The sequence below is a fragment of the Pseudoduganella sp. jia 9 genome, assembly GCF_055502615.1.
The window spans coordinates 159,418-173,741 of the sequence record NZ_JBUPWE010000013.1 but is presented as its reverse complement, the minus strand read 5'-3'; the positions used below and the strand labels follow the sequence as shown (position 1 = coordinate 173,741).

The window sequence follows — 14,324 nt, the reverse complement described above, 5'->3', positions numbered from 1 at the left end:
ATCAGCGTGCGGCCTGGGCCAGGTACTGCAGCATGTTGTCGGCCGCCGACAGCACCTTCGTGTTCATTTCATAGGTGCGCTGGGCCGCGATCATGTCGACCATCTCTTCGACCACCTGCACGTTCGAGGCTTCCAGCGCGCCCTGCTTGATCTTGCCGAACTGGGCATCGCCCGGGCGGCCTTCGGTTGCCGCGCCGGAGGAGGCGGTTTCGGCGAACAGGTTCTCGCCCAGGGCCTGCAGGCCGGCCGGGTTGATGAAACTCGTCAGGGTCAGCTGGCCCAGTTCGGTCGGCTGGGTATTGCCGGGAATGGTCGCCGTCACGGTACCGTTCTCGCCGATCGTGATCCCCGTGGCGTTGGGCGGCACGGTGATCTGCGGAACCAGCGGCAGGCCCTGGGCGTTGATCAGCACGCCGTTCGCATCGAGGCCCAGCTGGCCGGCACGGGTGAACCCTGCCTCGCCGTTCGGCCGGCGCACCTGCAGGAAGCCGTTGCCGAGCACGGCCACGTCGTACTGGTTGCTGGTGATCTGGGTGCTGCCCGTCGTGAATACCTTCTGGGTACCGACCATATGGGTACCGTTACCCAGCTGGACGCCGGTCGGGGCCAGCGTGTTGTTGTCGGCACGCTGTGCGCCCGGCTGGCCTTCGACCGAATAGAACAGGTCTTCGAAGACCACGCGGTCTTTCTTGAAGCCGACCGTGTTGGCGTTGGCCAGGTTGTTGGCGATGGCTTGCAGCTTGGCATCCTGTGCCTGCACGCCGGTCTTGCTGATCCACATTGCTGGGTTCATTCGATACTCCTGGGTGTGTTCTGTGTGCCGGGATAACTTTACCCGGTTACGACAATCCGTACGGCAACTTTAGTGCCGTGCGGAAAATTGTGTCGCCCGGCAGGCGACGTTGTTGTGCGAACGAGACGCCGCGGCCGGCACGGCCGCGCGCAGCGGCACCGGGCCGGTGCCGGGATGCCGCGTGGCTGGATCTAGTTGCCGCTGACCAGGCGGTTGCCGGCCTGGGTCATGTCGTCGGCGGCCTTGAACAGTTTCATCTGCACTTCAAAGGTACGGTTCAGGCTCATCGTGGCGACCATCTCTTCCACGGCGGACACGTTCGAGCCTTCCAGGTGGCCGGAGCGCACGGTGACCGTGTTGTCGGTCATCAAAGGCTCGCCATTGCGCGCGACGATCAGGCCCGCTTCGTTCTTGGTCAGTTCGCTGCCTTCGGCGCGTACCAGCTTGAGCTTGTCGATCACCTGCATTTCGCCGCGCCCGCCGGGGCTCTGGATCGACACGGTGCCGTCCTGGCCGATTTCCACCTTGCTGTGGATCGGCAGCGTGATCGGCCCGCCTTCACCGAGGATCGGCATGCCGTTGACGGTCATCATGCCATCCTGGTCCAGCGTGATCGCGCCGGCGCGCGTGTACGCCTCGCCGGTCGGACCTTCGACGGCGAAGTAGCCGGTGCCGGAAATGGCCACGTCCATTTCGCGGCCGGTCGGGCGCAGGGTGCCCTGCTTGGTCGAGATCGCGTTGGCCTGCAGGGTGGCCATGTGGCGGTCGTCGTAGCCGTAGCCGGGCGCCGCCTGCGCCGTGGCCAGTTCCAGGTTGGCGCGGAAGCCACCCGTGTCCATGTTCGCGAGGTTGTTGGCGTGTACCTGCTGGCCCCGCAGGGCCCGTTCGGCACCGCTCATCGCGGTATAGATCAGCGCATCCATGTCAGTTCAGCCTTACATTGCCTGCATCAGCGACTGCAGCATCTGGTTCTCGGTGGTGATCACCTTCGAATTGGCCTGGTAATTGCGCTGCGAACCCATCAGGCCCACCAGTTCCGACGTGATGTCCACGTTCGACCCTTCCAGCGTCGCGGTCGACAGGGCGCCGGCCACGCTCTTGCCCGGGTTATCCAGGCTGACGGTGCCGACGTCGGCGCCGTCAGCGGTCCAGCTGGTATCGTTGACGGGGATCAGCGCGTCTTCGTTCGAGAACGTGGCCAGCTTGATCTGGCCGACAGCCTGCTGTTCGCCGTTCGAATACTTGGCGATCACCTTGCCGTCCGCTGCCAGTTCCACGCCGACATACTGGCCGGTGGTGTAGCCGTCGGCGATATTGACCGAGGTGGTGGCTTCGCCGGCCTGGAACGTGGTGCCCAGGTAGTCCAGTTTGATTGCCACCTCCGCGGCGGGAGCCGGGGTGAATTTCATGTCCAGCGTCGTCGGCGAATTGGTCAGCTTGCCGTTGGCATCGAATTTCAGCTCGATGTCGGTGCCTGCCGTCGGCGCCTTGCCGTCGATCAGCGTGTAGACCTTGACGGAATTCGCGTCATCGGCGGTGCGGGCGAAATACTGGCTGACGGTGTGGCTCTTGCCCTGGCTGTCGAAGGCCAGCGTCACCTTGGTCATGTTGTAGCTGGCGGGATCGGGTGCCGCGGCATTGAAGGCAACTGTCGGCTTCTTCCAGTCGGCCGACAGGTTGGCGGCGAAATCGATCGCCGTCGTGGCCTTGGCCTGCAGCGTCTGCGTCGGCACCTTGATATCGCCCGGTACGCCATCCGATTCCACGCCCGGGGTCAGCTGGTTGCCCTGCACGCGGCGGCCGGCACTGTCGACCAGGAAGTCGGAGCCGTCCTTCGTGAAGATGCCGACGCGGCTGTACACCGTTTCGCCGGAGCCGGTCTTGCTGACGAAGAAGCCGCGGCCATTGATCGAGGCGTCCAGCGAACGGCCGGTGGACAGCACGCCGCCGGTCAGGCCGATGTTCTGCGTGGTCGAGCCGACCTGCACGCCGGTAGGCTGGCTGCCGGCGTACATCGACGCGAAGTTGGCACGCTGCGCCTTGTAGCCGTAGGTGCTGGCGTTGGCGATGTTGTTGGAAATGCTGTTCAGCTGCTCGTTGACGGCCTGGATGCCGGACAGTGCGATATTGAAGCTCATGGCGGGTCCTTGTTACAGAGAGGTGGTGGCGGCGCCGGCAGCGGCGACAGCGGTGGAGGTGGATTTACCGTTGAATGCGGTAATTGCGCTCGGTGCGACTTCGCCCACGTTGGCGATGTTCAGCACAATGCTGCCGTTCGAGCCCAGGCGCACACTGTTCAGGCGGCCGGCGATGTCCACCGGCGGGTTTTCGCCCGAAGAAGTAACGACCTGCATCTTGTAGCTACCCGCCGGCAAGCCCATCGCCGTCGGATCGATCGAGAATGGCGTGCTGCCCGCGGACAGCGGCCCCAGCGCCAGTTCATGGGCGACGCCATCGGCCCCGGTCAGCACCAGGGTCGTCTTGCTGCTGTTCGAACCCAGCGTGACCGCGCCGCCGACCTTGGCGCCGTCCAGCTGCACGGCGGTGGCGCTGGCCATCACGTCCGAACCCACCTGGGCGCCCAGGCCCAGCACCTGCATGCTTTGCAGCACGCTGGCATTGTTGCTGGTCAGGGCGGCAAGGCTTTGCATGGCTTCGGTCTGCGACAGCTGCGTCAGCTGCTGCACGAACTGCGACGGATCCGATGGCGACAGCGGGTCCTGGTTCTGGATCTGCGCCACCAGCAGTTTGGTGAACATTTCCTGCGTTTCGCTGGTGCCGTTGGCCAGTGGCGTGCTGCCGCCCGTGGTGGCTGCGCCGGTGCTTGCCGGGTTGGTGAAGAAATTGGTTTCCATGATCAGCTTTCGCCCAGTTTCAGCAGGGACTGCTGCATGCCGCGGATGCGGCCCAGCACTTCGACATTGGTTTCAAAGGCGCGCGAGGCGGACATCATGTCCGTCATCTCGGCCACCTGGTTGACGTTGGGGTAGAACACGATGCCGTCGGCATTGGCCATCGGGTTGTCCGGCTCGTACACCTTGCGCAGCGGCTCGGCGCTCTCGACAACGTCGAGCACCTGCACGCGGCTGCCGCCGGCGCCATCCGCGCTATCCGTCATGACGGCGGCGAATACCGGCTTGCGCGCGCGGTATGTGTCGTTTTCGTTGCCGGAAACCGAATCGGCGTTGGCCAGGTTCGATGCCACGGTATTCAGGCGCACGGTCTGCGCCGCCATGGCGGAACCTGCGATCTTGGAAATATCGTTGAAACTCATTACTTCTCCTGCTTGGCTGACTGGGCGGTTATCGGCGTATTGCCTGCCTTCTGAATGGCAAACTCACCATGACTGGTGGAAATATTTTCCTTGGCCTGCAATTGCCTGCTGGCCTTACTGTCCGCTGATCGCCTTGGCCAGGCCGCGCAGCTTCATGTTGACGAACGTGAGGCTGGTCTGGAAATCGGTGGCGTTCTGTGAAAACGCCGCCTGCTCAACGCCGATCTCGACGGTATTGCCGTCGGCACTCGGGTGGAACGGCACGCGATACAGCGGATCGCTGTCGCTCATCAGCGAGAGGCCGCCTGCGTCCTCCGAACGCCGTTGCGCCATCGACGCTGCGAAGTCGATGTCCTGGGCCTGGAAGCCCGGCGTGTTCTCGTTGGCGATGTTCGACGCCAGAACGCGGGTACGTTCCGCCCGCAGGTGAAGCGCATCGGCGTGAACGCCCAGTGCTTCCTTGAAATTGATTCCCATTGATTTTCCTCCCGTGAGACGAGCCGCCCTGCGTGGCATGGCAGCCCATGTAAAATGGCCGCCGGCCGGCATGGGACATTGCAGGCCGTTCAGTCATTCGAAATAGCCATGAAGAAGGTGTTGCCCATGTTCAACAAACGCATTGTAACCCGGTTTTTCTCTCTGTTGCTCATCGGCACCATCAAGTTTTCAGTGGCAGCGCCGGTCACCAGGGAGCAGCTTGTCGCCCAAGTGCAACAGGCGGCGCGCGAGCAGCTGGAAAGGCATGCCGGACTGGCAAACTGGAGCGAACCGCAGTTCAGTGTCGAGGTGGTTCGCAACAACAGGCCGATCGGCGCCTGCGCCCAGCCGCCCAGAGTGGAGCCGGCCGATGTGCGCACGCCGGCGCGCATGCGTTTCGTAGCGATCTGTCCAGACCAGGGGGGCTGGCGTTACGAATTCGTCACGCGCGCGAAGATTTCGGCGAAGGTGGCCGTTGCGTCAACTGACTTGTCGACCGGGAAAATACTGTCGGCGGAGGATGTGTTGCTCGAGCGCCACGACATCAGTGGCATGCCGGACAGTTTTTCGGATCTGACATTGATCCAGGACATGGCCACGCGCCGGACCATCCGCGCGGGCGACGTATTGCGACAGAACATGCTGGTCGCCCCCACGCTGGTCAAGCGTGGCGATGCGGTACGCATCGTGGCGAAAAGCGAAGGAATCGAAGTCAGCATGGCTGGCGAAGCACTGGACGGCGGCGGCCGTGGCGCGACCGTCCGTGTGAAGAACGCCAGTGGCGTCACGATCCGGGCCCGGGTCACCGACATGGGGCAGGTCGAGCCCGCCGATTGAGCGCACAGTCCCTGGATTGCACGGTCGATTGATTGCGCAGTCCATTCATGGTGCAGCGATCATTTCCTAGCAAAAACAATCGCTTGGAGCGGCGTCAAGCAATGGTCCGGTTGCGGTCGACCCGGGCGGCTTGCCTGCTAGTTTGAATGCGTATGCCGTGGCAATCGCAGCCGCGATTCCGGTATTCAAACTTACGGGGAGCACATCCATGAACGTTCTGACGAAAACGCTGCGACAGCGATGCCTTGCCGCCGCAGCCATGCTTGCCTTTGCACTGAACGCCTACGCCGACATCGGCAGCGCCAGCGCCGCCGACGTGACGCTCGACGGCAGTCCCGCCGACGCGTTCGCTTACCAGGAAGGCTGGAATCCCCATGCCGGGCCGATGGGCGATACCAGCGGTTTCGGTAGCGCATTCGACGGCTTCGGCACGGGTGACTTCACGCTGCTCGCCAAGCACGAGAGCTCCGGTTTCCCCGATACCAGCCCGCTGGCGTTCACGTTCGCGCAAAATCCCGGCGGTACGAGCGGCACCTGGTCCGTCACCAACACCGGGGCCGACATCATCACGCTCGATCTCGTGTTCGCGATCCATGCCGGCAACCAGGGGGGCGCCTGGCTGTTCGACGATCAGACCATCAATCCGGGCGCAACCGAAACGCTGCCCGGCACCTGGCAGATTCTGTGGACCGTGGGCAATAATGGCTCGAACCCCGGGTTCTCGAACCTGACCCTGTTCGAGCGGGACCGGATGACGATGCCGATTCCGGAACCGGGCACGTACGCGATGCTGCTGGCGGGCCTGATGGTGACGGGCATGGCTGCGCGGCGCATGCGCCGGAACCGCTGACCCTGCACGGCCGGCCAGCGGGCGGGAGGAATGAAAAACGGCAGACCACGAGTCCGCCGTTCTAGTGCAACTGCTCTGGCGCGAACCGGCCGGAGTTGCAACGAAGTTGCAACGAAGTTGCAATCTCAATAGTCCGTTCGCGCGATCTTCGCCGCCAGCTTCGACAGCTTCTGCGCATAGGCCGGGTCGGTGGCATAGCCGCCGCGCGCCAGCCCGCTGGCGAACGCGTGCGCGTCGCTGCCGGCATTCAGGGCGTTCTGATAGCGCGGGTTCGAGGCCAGCAGGTCGGCGTAGTCGCGGAAGGCGCTGGCCTGGTCCGGATAGCTGCGGAACTTCTCGACTTTCCTGACCGCCGCGCCATGTTCGTATTCGGTGGTGACATTGGCGGCGACGTCGCCCTGCCATTGGCTGCCGGCCTTGATGCCGAACAGGTTGTTGGTGTCCACCGTGCCGTTGCGCAGCGGGCGCTGGCCCCAACCCGACTCGAGGGCGGCATGGGCCGCCACGATGTCCGGCGAAACGCCGAGCTTTGCCGCGGCAACTTCGGCATGCGGCCGGATCGACGACAGGAATTGCTGCCGGGCATCGCCATCGATACCGGCGGCGCCGTCGGGCGTCTCGGTGCCGCCGATCGCCTGGCTGGCCAGCCGGGCACGCAGCGCGGCGCCGTCGGCGGTCAACGGCGTATCCGGACCGCCGAGAGACGGGCCACCGCCTTCGGCGATGAACGTCGCTACGTCGGCCTGCACGGCCTGGAAGGCCGTGGAGAAGCCGGCACCGCCGCCGCCGGCGAAGGCGGCCGGCAGGGCAGGGCGTGCCGAGGTCATGTTCGACAGGGTGGCCACGGTGGCCTGGGTGGGCATCGTCGGGAACGTCATCAGGCGGGTTCGTAAGTCTGGTTGTCGCCGTGCAGCACGCGCTGCATGATCGTGAACTGTTCGGCGAGCAGGTCGCCATTGCGCTTGCCGGCCGCCTTGGCGGCGAGCACCATCTGTTCCAGTGCATGCCAGTCTGCTTCCAGCCGGGCGCGCGGTTCCGGACGCAGCAGCGTGAACACTTGCGCCATCGATGGTGTCGCCCCCGTCAGCCGCGTGGCCAGTTCGACGCGGGCCGCGCGCCGGTTTTCCAGCGTGTCGACCAGCGTGCCGATCTCGGCGGCGAGCTGGCCCAGCCGCTCCTGCCGGTGCCGGATTGCCGCCTCGAACTGCTGTTCCAGCAGGTCGAGCAGGGTGCGGTAAGCCGCCATGTCGTCGGCCACGCCCTGCAGCAACTGCGTCATCGCCGCCTGGCGGGTCGCGTTACGTACCGCCGCGCTCACTTCACTGGCCTCCATGGAAGCGCTGGATCATGCCGGCCAGCTTGCCGGCATCGAACGGCAGTTCGCCCTTGGCGAGCGCATCGCGCAACATCGCCACCTTGGCGTGGTCGAAGTCGGGCATCTCCTTCAGCGCCTGCACGGCAGGCTGGAGTACGGAAGACTGCAGGGGCGAGCTTGCGGCCTGGGTCGCCGCCTTCGGTGCCTCTGCCGGGGCGGTCCCGGTAACGGTCTGTACCGTCACCACGCCCTGGGTTCCACTGGAAATTCGCATACGTTGGCCTCTTGCCTTGGTTTCAATCGCCATGTCCGTTACCCTCCAGCCGGCAGCAGCTTGTCGCGCAACTGCCTCAGTTCGCCTGCATCCGGCAGTTCCGTGTCGACACCCGGAGCAATGGCTTCGGTATTGCCCGGCATTCCGAACATGCCGGCAATCGCGCCGGCCTGGCTGCTCGTCAGGATCAGCAATTCGATGCGGCGGTTGATGCCGGCCCTGGCATGTTTCGTGTCGAGGGGAGCACGGTCGGCCATGCCGACCACCTGCAGCACGCTGTCGGCCGGCATGCTGCCGGCAAGCAGTTGAGCCCGCGCGGACATGGCGCGGTTCGACGACAGGTTCCAGTTGGAGAACGCGGCGTGGCTGGTATCTTCGTATTGTAACGAATCCGTGTGGCCGACGATCAGCATCTGGTTTTTCATGCGTGCAAACAAGGGTCCCATTTTACGCAGGAGTGACTGGAACTTGCCCGTGGGAACCGCGCTACCGCGTACAAACATGCCTTGCTTGTCGGTATCGTGCAACATGACACGCAGACCATAGGGCGTAATCACGGATTCCAGGTTGCTCTTCAGGCCGGCGTCGTGGCTCATCTGCTGCAGCGCCTTGGCCAGCGTTGCCAGGTCTTCACGTGTTTCATAGGCTACTTTCGACGGCGCCTGCTGGGCATTTTGCTGGGTGCTCTGCTCTTCCTTGCCCTGCACGTCCGAATTGCCGGTACGCGGCATCGGGAAACGTTCGATCAGGCTGCCACGCGGGCCGCCCACCGCTTCGGGCATCACGCCTTTGCCCTGGTCGGCGCGGTTGCCGTCCGATTCCGTCAGGATCTGCTCCAGGCTTTCGGTATTGCGCGCCGCCATCAGCCACAGCACCAGGAACAGGCACATCAGCGCCAGGCAGAAGTCCGCGAACGCGACTTTCCATGCTCCGCCGTGATCGTCGTGCGCATGCTTGCCGCCGCTGCGCTTGACGATCGTGGTTTCATGGTGTTTCTCATGCGGCTTTTGCACGGCCGCCTCCGCTCTCGCCGCTTTCCATCGCATTGATCCAGCTTTCCAGCTGGGCAAAGCTCGGCTTCGTGTTCAGCTGCACCAGGCGGCGGCCAGAGTCGATCGCCAGCAGCGGCGGTTTGCCGGCCACGTGGGTCACCAGCACCACCTTCACGGACTCCAGCGCGCCTGCTTCCTCGCCCACCAGCTGCTTGAGCATGTTGCAGATCGGGTCGATCAGGCCGTAGCACAGGAAAATACCGATGAAGGTACCGACCATCGCGGCGCCGACCTTCTCGGCGATCTCGCCGGACGAGGCGCCACCGCCCACGGTGCCCATCGTGATCACGATGCCCAGCACGGCCGCGAGAATGCCGAAGCCCGGCATCGCCTCGCCGATCTTGCCCAGCGACTTGGCCGGCTGCGTCAGTTCCTCGTGGATCAGTTCCAGCTCCTGTTCGAGCACGCCTTCCAGCTCGTGCGCATTGATCTTGCCCATCGCCATCAAGCGGAAGTTATCGACGATGAAGGCCAGCAGTTTCGGCTCTTCCAGCACGGAAGGGTAGCGCTGGAAGATCGCGCTGTCCTTCGGTGCCTCGACGTGCGCGTCCAGCGCTTTCAGGCCGCCGGCGGCCAGTTGCAGCAGCTCGTACATCAGCAGCAGCAGCTGGCGCTGGAATTCGGAATCGTATTTCTTGCGCACGATGATCTTTTTCAGCTGGTGCGCCAGTTCATGCAGCACGTGGCCGGGGTTGCCCAGCACGAGCGCGCCGGCGCCCGCCCCGGCGATCACCAGGATCTCGATAGGGTGCCAGATGGCGGCGAACGTGCCGCCCATCAGCATGTAACCGCCGAAGACGCTGCCGAAAATGATGAGTAAGCCGACAATTTGCTGCATGGTGAATTCCTTTACGTGAAGTGCCGGCGGGTCAACCCTGCAGCACGGCTTTCATCTTGTTCAGCGCCGCCTTGTTCAGCTGGCACACGCGCGCATCCGTCAAGTCCAGCACGGCGGCGATTTCCTTGTAGCTGAGCTCGAACTCGTAGTACATCTGCACCACGCGCTGCTCGCGTTCGTTCAGGCCACCCAGGGCCTGTTCCAGGCTGCGCCGTACCATGAACTGCTCTTCCGGGCCCGGCGCGCTGCCGGCACTGCCATCGGCGGCGCCATCCTGCAGCAGCTCGTCGAAGCTGGCCATCACCTCGGCGCCTTCATCGAGCTGGTAAGCCATGTATTCGTCGGCCGAGATGCCCAGGCCGGCGACCGCTTCCTGCTCGCTGGGCTCGCGGCCCAGCTTGCGCGTCAGCGCGCGCAGCCCGTCGCGCAGCTTGTGGCTTTGCTGGCGCACCGAGCGCGGGCGCCAGTCCTGGCGGCGCAGCTCGTCAAGGATTGCGCCGCGGATGCGCAGGCTCGCGAAACTGCCGAAAGCCGCATCCGGTTCGCCATAGCGGCGCAGCGCTTCGAGCAGGCCCATCAGGCCAATCTGCTCCATGTCCTCGCGGTCGATCGCGCCGCCTACCTGCGAGTTCAGCTGGCGCACGATCTTCTTCACCAGCGGCGCATACGACATCAGGTGCTTCTGCTCGGCCGCCGGCGACAGCGGTTGCGCGGCTGCCCGCACGTCGTAGCTTTCGCCGTAGGTTTCACCATGGGTGTCGGCATAGCCGCCGCCGTAATTCCCGGCGGAGGAGTCGGTTGCTGCATAGACCATCTCGGCTCCTTATTCCAGGATCAGCTTGCCGATCATGACTTCCCTGAACGGCTGCTCGCGCTCGTCCTTTTCATACTCTTCCTCGAACGCCTTGTTCAGCATCTCGGCGAACTCGTCGATCGTCATCGCCTGCGCCTTGTCCATCGGCAGCGCCGACAGCGTGCGCACCGCCACGCTGCGCAGCAGCGGCAGGTGTTCCTTGGCTTCCTTCTCCAGCTTGACCGGCGTGGCCACCACGAGGTCGGCCGACAGATAGTGCGGCACGGCTTCGTTCGGCGAGCGGCGCATCATCACGATGACCTTGTCGACCGTCAGGTACTTGACCGGGCCGGCTTCTTCCTCGTCGTGCTTCTTTTTCTTTTTCTTGGGTTTCTTTTCTTCGTCGTGGCCTTCCGACTCGGCGGCATCGGCTTTCGGCGGCGCCAGGAACCACACGGCCGCGCCAGCACCGCCACCGCAGACCAGGGCCACGGCAAGGATGATGAGAATTAGTTTCTTGTTCATTTAACGCTTACTCCCGCAGCATCGCGAAGGTGGTGTTGGTATCGTCGCCCTCGTTCAGCGCACGGCCGGGGCCGCGCTGTTCACGTTGTTGCTCTGCTTCCCGCTCGGGCTGGCGGCCGCGGCCTTCGCTGTCCGCCAGCGAGCGCGATGAAGCTTGCGAAACCGTCACGGCCACATCGCCTTGCTGGCGTTGCGACAGATCCTGGCGCATCGAATCGCCCACCGCGTTCAGCTGGCGTACGACTTCGCTGTTGGTGGCCGACATGCTGACGTGCAGCGCACCGGCGCTCTGGCGGATCGAGATCTCGATGCTGCCGAGGTTGGGCGGTTCCAGGCGAATAACAGCCTGATTAACGGCTTGATCGTTCCCTTTCTGAAGGGTAAGTTGCAAACGATCGCCGAGCGCGGCGCGCAGCGGCTGCTGCCATTGCTCGGGATTGCCAACGAGCTTGACGGTATCGGCGGGCGCATTGGCGTTCGCCGCCGGCACCGCGGCGGCGAGCACGCCGCGGAAGCTTGCGCCATTGTCACCTTGCGGCTGGCCATCCTGGCCCGATTGCTTGCTGCCGTCCTGCGTGGCCGGCATCGTCACGGCGGCGGCCGCTGGCTGCGCAGCAGTACCATTGCCGGCGTGCAGGGATACGGTGGCGGCCGCCTGACGTGTGTCGGCCGGAGCCTTCGGCGCGGCGGCTTCGCCCGGCACTGGAGGCACTCCCTGCAGCAGGCGTGCCGCAAGCGGCATCGCGGCTGCGCTGCTGGCGGCGGTGATCGCGTCGGCGGCCGCCTGGCGCGCACTGGCCGAAGCGGCAGCCGTTGCCATGGCGGACGTGGCGGCCCGTGGCTGGTCGCCCGCAGCCGCCGGGGCCTGCACGGCGGGCTGCATGGCGAAATGCAGGACCGGCATCATTGCCGCAAGCGCCGGCTCGACCCGGGCCTCAACGGCCGGCGTATCGCTGTCGGTTTCGGCGCTCGCAGGCTGGGGTGCCGCCTGCGCGGCGGCGGGATCGGCAGGCAGCGCCAGGCCGGAAAGATGCAGGAGTTCGGCGAACGGAACGGGGATGCCCGTGCCCTCCACGCCTTCCATCGCGGAAGAGGACGCGGGAAGGGCGGCATCCATTGCGCCGCCAGGCAGCGCGCTCGGCGCCGCGGCCGCGCCACCCGGCGCGGAAGGGGTCGTGATCATCATGAGGAAGTTCCGGCAAAGTCGTTATCGAGGGCATAGGCCAGCCAGCCCTCTTTTTGGGTGTTCATCTGCTGCAATTGTTTGCCCAGCTCGCTGCTGGCCGCGCGGACCTGCTGCGCGGCGCTCTTGTGCTGCTCGCGCAGCAGGACCAGGGCTGAGCGCTCCGCCGCCGTCCAGGCGCCGCTGGCGGCCATGACGGGCAGGGTGGAAGCGATCAGCATGTCGAGTGCCGCGAGCGCTGTCCAGTCAGCCGCGGTGGTGGCCGCAGCGAGCTGCTGCGCCAGGCGCAGCAGTTGCTGTTGCCTAGCCATGCTTGGCCTGTACGCCAAGCCAGCCGCGCTTGATCGTCGTCAGCAGGCCGACCACTTCGTCGATGATGGTCGGGTCGAGGTCGAACCCGGCACGGTACAGGCGCGCCACGCAATAGTCGTACAGGCGACCCAGATTGACGACCACTTCGCCGCCATTGTCGAAGTCCAGTGCGCTGGACAAGCCGTTCAGGATCTGCGTGCACTTGTCCAGGCTGATTGCCTTCTGCTCATAGCGCCGGCCTTCGATATGGCCGCGTGCACGTGCCAGCTCTTCCAGCAGGCCATCGGTCAGCACGAGCACCAGCTCGACCGGCGAGGCACGCGCGGTCTGCGCGTCCAGGTTGGCCGCGTGGTATTCGCCATACGCATCGAGATTCATCATGTGGTCACCATTGAGACTGTGATGCCCCGTCAGTCGTCCTTCGACAACATGGCATCGAAAATTGAGGAGTTGCCTTCCATCTGCGCCTGCAGCGTCTGCAGCTGCGAGAATTGATTCAGGTAACGCAGATAGGCGGATTCATATTGCTGGTCGAGCCGCGCCTGGCGCTCGAGCAGGGAGCTCTGCAGCTGCGAAACGACGTCGCGGCGCTTCGTGATCTGGCCATCGGTGCTGTCGGTCCAGACATCGAGCAGCTTGTCCAGGTCGCCCAGCACGCCGCTCGGCGCGCTGAGGCTGTTGTTGCCCATGATCTTGTCCAGCGCGTCGGGCTTGGTGGCTAGCGTCTTGTTCAGGCGCGTCGTGTCCAGCGTCAGCGTGCCGTCGCGGTTGCCGGTGATGCCGAAGTGCACCAGCGATACCCCGTCGACTTCCTGGCGCAGCATGGCCTGCATGCGCGTGCGCAGCGCCTGGAGCCCGGAGTCGGCATGGAACACGCCAGCTGACGTTCCGCTCGCGGCATCGCCAGCAGCGGTCAGCGTCTTCATCGTGTTGATCAGCTTGTTCCAGCCGTCGACAAAGCTCTGCAGGTTGGCGGCGGTGCCGCCGTTGTCGGCCGCCACCGTCAGGGTCACCGGGCTTTCACCGGGCGCCTGCGCCTTGGTGAACGTCATCGACACCCCGTTGATCGCGGTGTACGTATTCGACGCCTGCTGCATCTTGATGCCGCTGGCCTTGTCGCCGAGGTAGATCACCGCATCCTGCGCGGCCACCAGGTCCTTGCGCTTGGTCGGGTCGGACAGCGCGGTGCGCAACGCACCCGCCGGCAGGCCGCTGGCATTGATCGATACCGTGTTGGCGGCGCCCGTTTCGCTGGACGACATCACCAGCGTCGGCACGCCGCCGATCGTCATGGTCGACGCGGTGACCTTCGAGGTGTTGCCGCTGGCAGCATTGATCGCGCTTGCCAGTTCGTTCACGGACAGTTTGCCGTCGACGCTCTTGTCCGCCTGGGTCAGGTCGACATCGAACGTGGTACTGCCCACGGTGATCTTGATCGTGCCGGCTTCACTCATCGGCGTGACATCGGAAATACCGCTGTATTGTGCCTGGTTGGCCGTGGCCAGCTTCTCGACGAAGAACGAATAGCTGCCCGCCGTCGCGGTGGCACTGGCGGTCGCCGTGCCCACGGTCGAGTTGAAGGTGGCCGTCGTGGCCAGCACGGTTTTTTTCGCCGAGATGGCCGACATGGCATTCTCGAACGCCGACATGGCCGATTTCAGCGACGTCAGGGCCTTGTCGGTCTCGCCGGCAATGCTGTTCTGCAGCGTCAGCTGGGACTGCCGATCCTGGATGGAGATCGTCGCCAGCTGGGTTGCCGTGCTTTTCGGGTCGTAGACAGGAGAGGTGATGGCCATGTTAG

General features: G+C 64.7%; 19 protein-coding genes. 2 read left to right on the top strand and 17 right to left on the bottom strand.

Going from position 1 to position 14,324, the window contains the following annotated elements:
- Nucleotide 1: 1 nt before the first annotated feature.
- From flgG to flgB, 6 genes are all read right to left on the bottom strand, one after another.
- Nucleotides 2-793: a flagellar basal-body rod protein FlgG gene (gene flgG, locus ACY34H_RS18680; RefSeq protein ID WP_464978961.1), complete on the bottom strand. Its 792-nt coding sequence runs from the start codon at nucleotides 791-793 to the stop codon at nucleotides 2-4.
- Nucleotides 794-984: 191 nt separating this feature from the next.
- A complete protein-coding gene (gene flgF / locus ACY34H_RS18675; protein WP_464978960.1) occupies nucleotides 985-1,716 on the bottom strand; it encodes a flagellar basal-body rod protein FlgF in 732 nt (243 codons plus the stop codon).
- A gap of 12 nt (nucleotides 1,717-1,728) precedes the next feature.
- Nucleotides 1,729-2,931: a flagellar hook protein FlgE gene (locus ACY34H_RS18670; protein WP_464978959.1), complete on the bottom strand. Its 1,203-nt coding sequence runs from the start codon at nucleotides 2,929-2,931 to the stop codon at nucleotides 1,729-1,731.
- A gap of 12 nt (nucleotides 2,932-2,943) precedes the next feature.
- Nucleotides 2,944-3,648 carry a flagellar hook capping FlgD N-terminal domain-containing protein gene (locus tag ACY34H_RS18665; protein WP_464978958.1) on the bottom strand — a complete coding sequence of 235 codons (705 nt, stop codon included), beginning with the start codon at nucleotides 3,646-3,648 and terminating at the stop codon, nucleotides 2,944-2,946.
- 2 nt (nucleotides 3,649-3,650) lie between these two features.
- Nucleotides 3,651-4,067: a flagellar basal body rod protein FlgC gene (gene flgC / locus ACY34H_RS18660; protein WP_464978957.1), complete on the bottom strand. Its 417-nt coding sequence runs from the start codon at nucleotides 4,065-4,067 to the stop codon at nucleotides 3,651-3,653.
- 114 nt (nucleotides 4,068-4,181) lie between these two features.
- Nucleotides 4,182-4,544 (bottom strand): flagellar basal body rod protein FlgB, encoded by a 363-nt coding sequence (gene flgB, locus ACY34H_RS18655; RefSeq protein ID WP_464978956.1) that lies wholly within the window; start codon nucleotides 4,542-4,544, stop codon nucleotides 4,182-4,184.
- 108 nt (nucleotides 4,545-4,652) lie between these two features.
- Here flgB and flgA point away from each other — a divergent pair, with 108 nt between their 5' ends.
- Nucleotides 4,653-5,381: a flagellar basal body P-ring formation chaperone FlgA gene (gene flgA / locus ACY34H_RS18650; protein ID WP_464978955.1), complete on the top strand. Its 729-nt coding sequence runs from the start codon at nucleotides 4,653-4,655 to the stop codon at nucleotides 5,379-5,381.
- Between the two features lie 208 nt (nucleotides 5,382-5,589).
- A complete protein-coding gene (locus tag ACY34H_RS18645) occupies nucleotides 5,590-6,231 on the top strand; it encodes a PEP-CTERM sorting domain-containing protein (RefSeq protein ID WP_464978954.1) in 642 nt (213 codons plus the stop codon).
- A 125-nt stretch (nucleotides 6,232-6,356) separates the two neighbouring features.
- Here ACY34H_RS18645 and ACY34H_RS18640 read toward each other — a convergent pair whose 3' ends face one another.
- The 11 genes from ACY34H_RS18640 to fliD are packed head-to-tail and all read right to left on the bottom strand — an operon-like array spanning nucleotide 6,357 to nucleotide 14,319.
- A complete protein-coding gene (locus ACY34H_RS18640; protein ID WP_464978953.1) occupies nucleotides 6,357-7,109 on the bottom strand; it encodes a glycoside hydrolase family 73 protein in 753 nt (250 codons plus the stop codon).
- Nucleotides 7,109-7,549, bottom strand: coding sequence for a flagellar export chaperone FlgN (gene flgN / locus ACY34H_RS18635; RefSeq protein ID WP_464978952.1), 441 nt, complete (start codon nucleotides 7,547-7,549; stop codon nucleotides 7,109-7,111). Before flgN ends, ACY34H_RS18640 begins: the two co-directional genes overlap by 1 nt.
- 1 nt (nucleotide 7,550) lies before the next feature.
- Nucleotides 7,551-7,853, bottom strand: coding sequence for a flagellar biosynthesis anti-sigma factor FlgM (flgM, locus tag ACY34H_RS18630; RefSeq protein ID WP_464978951.1), 303 nt, complete (start codon nucleotides 7,851-7,853; stop codon nucleotides 7,551-7,553).
- Between the two features lie 5 nt (nucleotides 7,854-7,858).
- Nucleotides 7,859-8,833 (bottom strand): flagellar motor protein MotB, encoded by a 975-nt coding sequence (locus tag ACY34H_RS18625; RefSeq protein WP_464978950.1) that lies wholly within the window; start codon nucleotides 8,831-8,833, stop codon nucleotides 7,859-7,861.
- Nucleotides 8,817-9,710 carry a flagellar motor stator protein MotA gene (gene motA, locus ACY34H_RS18620; RefSeq protein ID WP_464978949.1) on the bottom strand — a complete coding sequence of 298 codons (894 nt, stop codon included), beginning with the start codon at nucleotides 9,708-9,710 and terminating at the stop codon, nucleotides 8,817-8,819. The genes ACY34H_RS18625 and motA overlap by 17 nt, the downstream gene beginning before the upstream one ends.
- A gap of 31 nt (nucleotides 9,711-9,741) precedes the next feature.
- Nucleotides 9,742-10,524, bottom strand: a complete 783-nt coding sequence (locus tag ACY34H_RS18615) for a FliA/WhiG family RNA polymerase sigma factor (RefSeq protein ID WP_464978948.1) — start codon at nucleotides 10,522-10,524, stop codon at nucleotides 9,742-9,744.
- Between the two features lie 9 nt (nucleotides 10,525-10,533).
- Complete coding sequence (locus ACY34H_RS18610) at nucleotides 10,534-11,028, bottom strand: flagellar basal body-associated FliL family protein (protein WP_464978947.1); 495 nt, start codon at nucleotides 11,026-11,028, stop codon at nucleotides 10,534-10,536.
- Between the two features lie 7 nt (nucleotides 11,029-11,035).
- Nucleotides 11,036-12,214: a flagellar hook-length control protein FliK gene (locus tag ACY34H_RS18605; protein WP_464978946.1), complete on the bottom strand. Its 1,179-nt coding sequence runs from the start codon at nucleotides 12,212-12,214 to the stop codon at nucleotides 11,036-11,038.
- Complete coding sequence (locus tag ACY34H_RS18600; protein ID WP_464978945.1) at nucleotides 12,211-12,522, bottom strand: hypothetical protein; 312 nt, start codon at nucleotides 12,520-12,522, stop codon at nucleotides 12,211-12,213. The genes ACY34H_RS18605 and ACY34H_RS18600 overlap by 4 nt, the downstream gene beginning before the upstream one ends.
- On the bottom strand, nucleotides 12,515-12,904 hold the full coding sequence (gene fliS / locus ACY34H_RS18595) for a flagellar export chaperone FliS (RefSeq protein ID WP_464978944.1): 390 nt from the start codon (nucleotides 12,902-12,904) through the stop codon (nucleotides 12,515-12,517). The genes ACY34H_RS18600 and fliS overlap by 8 nt, the downstream gene beginning before the upstream one ends.
- A gap of 29 nt (nucleotides 12,905-12,933) precedes the next feature.
- Nucleotides 12,934-14,319, bottom strand: a complete 1,386-nt coding sequence (gene fliD, locus ACY34H_RS18590; RefSeq protein WP_464978943.1) for a flagellar filament capping protein FliD — start codon at nucleotides 14,317-14,319, stop codon at nucleotides 12,934-12,936.
- Between the last annotated feature and the right edge of the window lie 5 nt (nucleotides 14,320-14,324).

Excerpts from the sequence above, each read along its gene's own strand:
- flgG (WP_464978961.1), bottom strand. The coding sequence starts at position 793 with ATGAACCCAGCAATGTGGATCAGCAAGACCGGCGTGCAGGCACAGGAT.
- flgF (WP_464978960.1), bottom strand. The coding sequence starts at position 1,716 with ATGGATGCGCTGATCTATACCGCGATGAGCGGTGCCGAACGGGCCCTG.
- ACY34H_RS18670 (WP_464978959.1), bottom strand. The coding sequence starts at position 2,931 with ATGAGCTTCAATATCGCACTGTCCGGCATCCAGGCCGTCAACGAGCAG.
- ACY34H_RS18665 (WP_464978958.1), bottom strand. The coding sequence starts at position 3,648 with ATGGAAACCAATTTCTTCACCAACCCGGCAAGCACCGGCGCAGCCACC.
- flgC (WP_464978957.1), bottom strand. The coding sequence starts at position 4,067 with ATGAGTTTCAACGATATTTCCAAGATCGCAGGTTCCGCCATGGCGGCG.
- flgB (WP_464978956.1), bottom strand. The coding sequence starts at position 4,544 with ATGGGAATCAATTTCAAGGAAGCACTGGGCGTTCACGCCGATGCGCTT.
- flgA (WP_464978955.1), top strand. The coding sequence starts at position 4,653 with ATGAAGAAGGTGTTGCCCATGTTCAACAAACGCATTGTAACCCGGTTT.
- ACY34H_RS18645 (WP_464978954.1), top strand. The coding sequence starts at position 5,590 with ATGAACGTTCTGACGAAAACGCTGCGACAGCGATGCCTTGCCGCCGCA.
- ACY34H_RS18640 (WP_464978953.1), bottom strand. The coding sequence starts at position 7,109 with ATGACGTTCCCGACGATGCCCACCCAGGCCACCGTGGCCACCCTGTCG.
- flgM (WP_464978951.1), bottom strand. The coding sequence starts at position 7,853 with ATGGCGATTGAAACCAAGGCAAGAGGCCAACGTATGCGAATTTCCAGT.
- motA (WP_464978949.1), bottom strand. The coding sequence starts at position 9,710 with ATGCAGCAAATTGTCGGCTTACTCATCATTTTCGGCAGCGTCTTCGGC.
- ACY34H_RS18615 (WP_464978948.1), bottom strand. The coding sequence starts at position 10,524 with ATGGTCTATGCAGCAACCGACTCCTCCGCCGGGAATTACGGCGGCGGC.
- ACY34H_RS18610 (WP_464978947.1), bottom strand. The coding sequence starts at position 11,028 with ATGAACAAGAAACTAATTCTCATCATCCTTGCCGTGGCCCTGGTCTGC.
- ACY34H_RS18605 (WP_464978946.1), bottom strand. The coding sequence starts at position 12,214 with ATGATGATCACGACCCCTTCCGCGCCGGGTGGCGCGGCCGCGGCGCCG.
- ACY34H_RS18600 (WP_464978945.1), bottom strand. The coding sequence starts at position 12,522 with ATGGCTAGGCAACAGCAACTGCTGCGCCTGGCGCAGCAGCTCGCTGCG.
- fliS (WP_464978944.1), bottom strand. The coding sequence starts at position 12,904 with ATGATGAATCTCGATGCGTATGGCGAATACCACGCGGCCAACCTGGAC.
- fliD (WP_464978943.1), bottom strand. The coding sequence starts at position 14,319 with ATGGCCATCACCTCTCCTGTCTACGACCCGAAAAGCACGGCAACCCAG.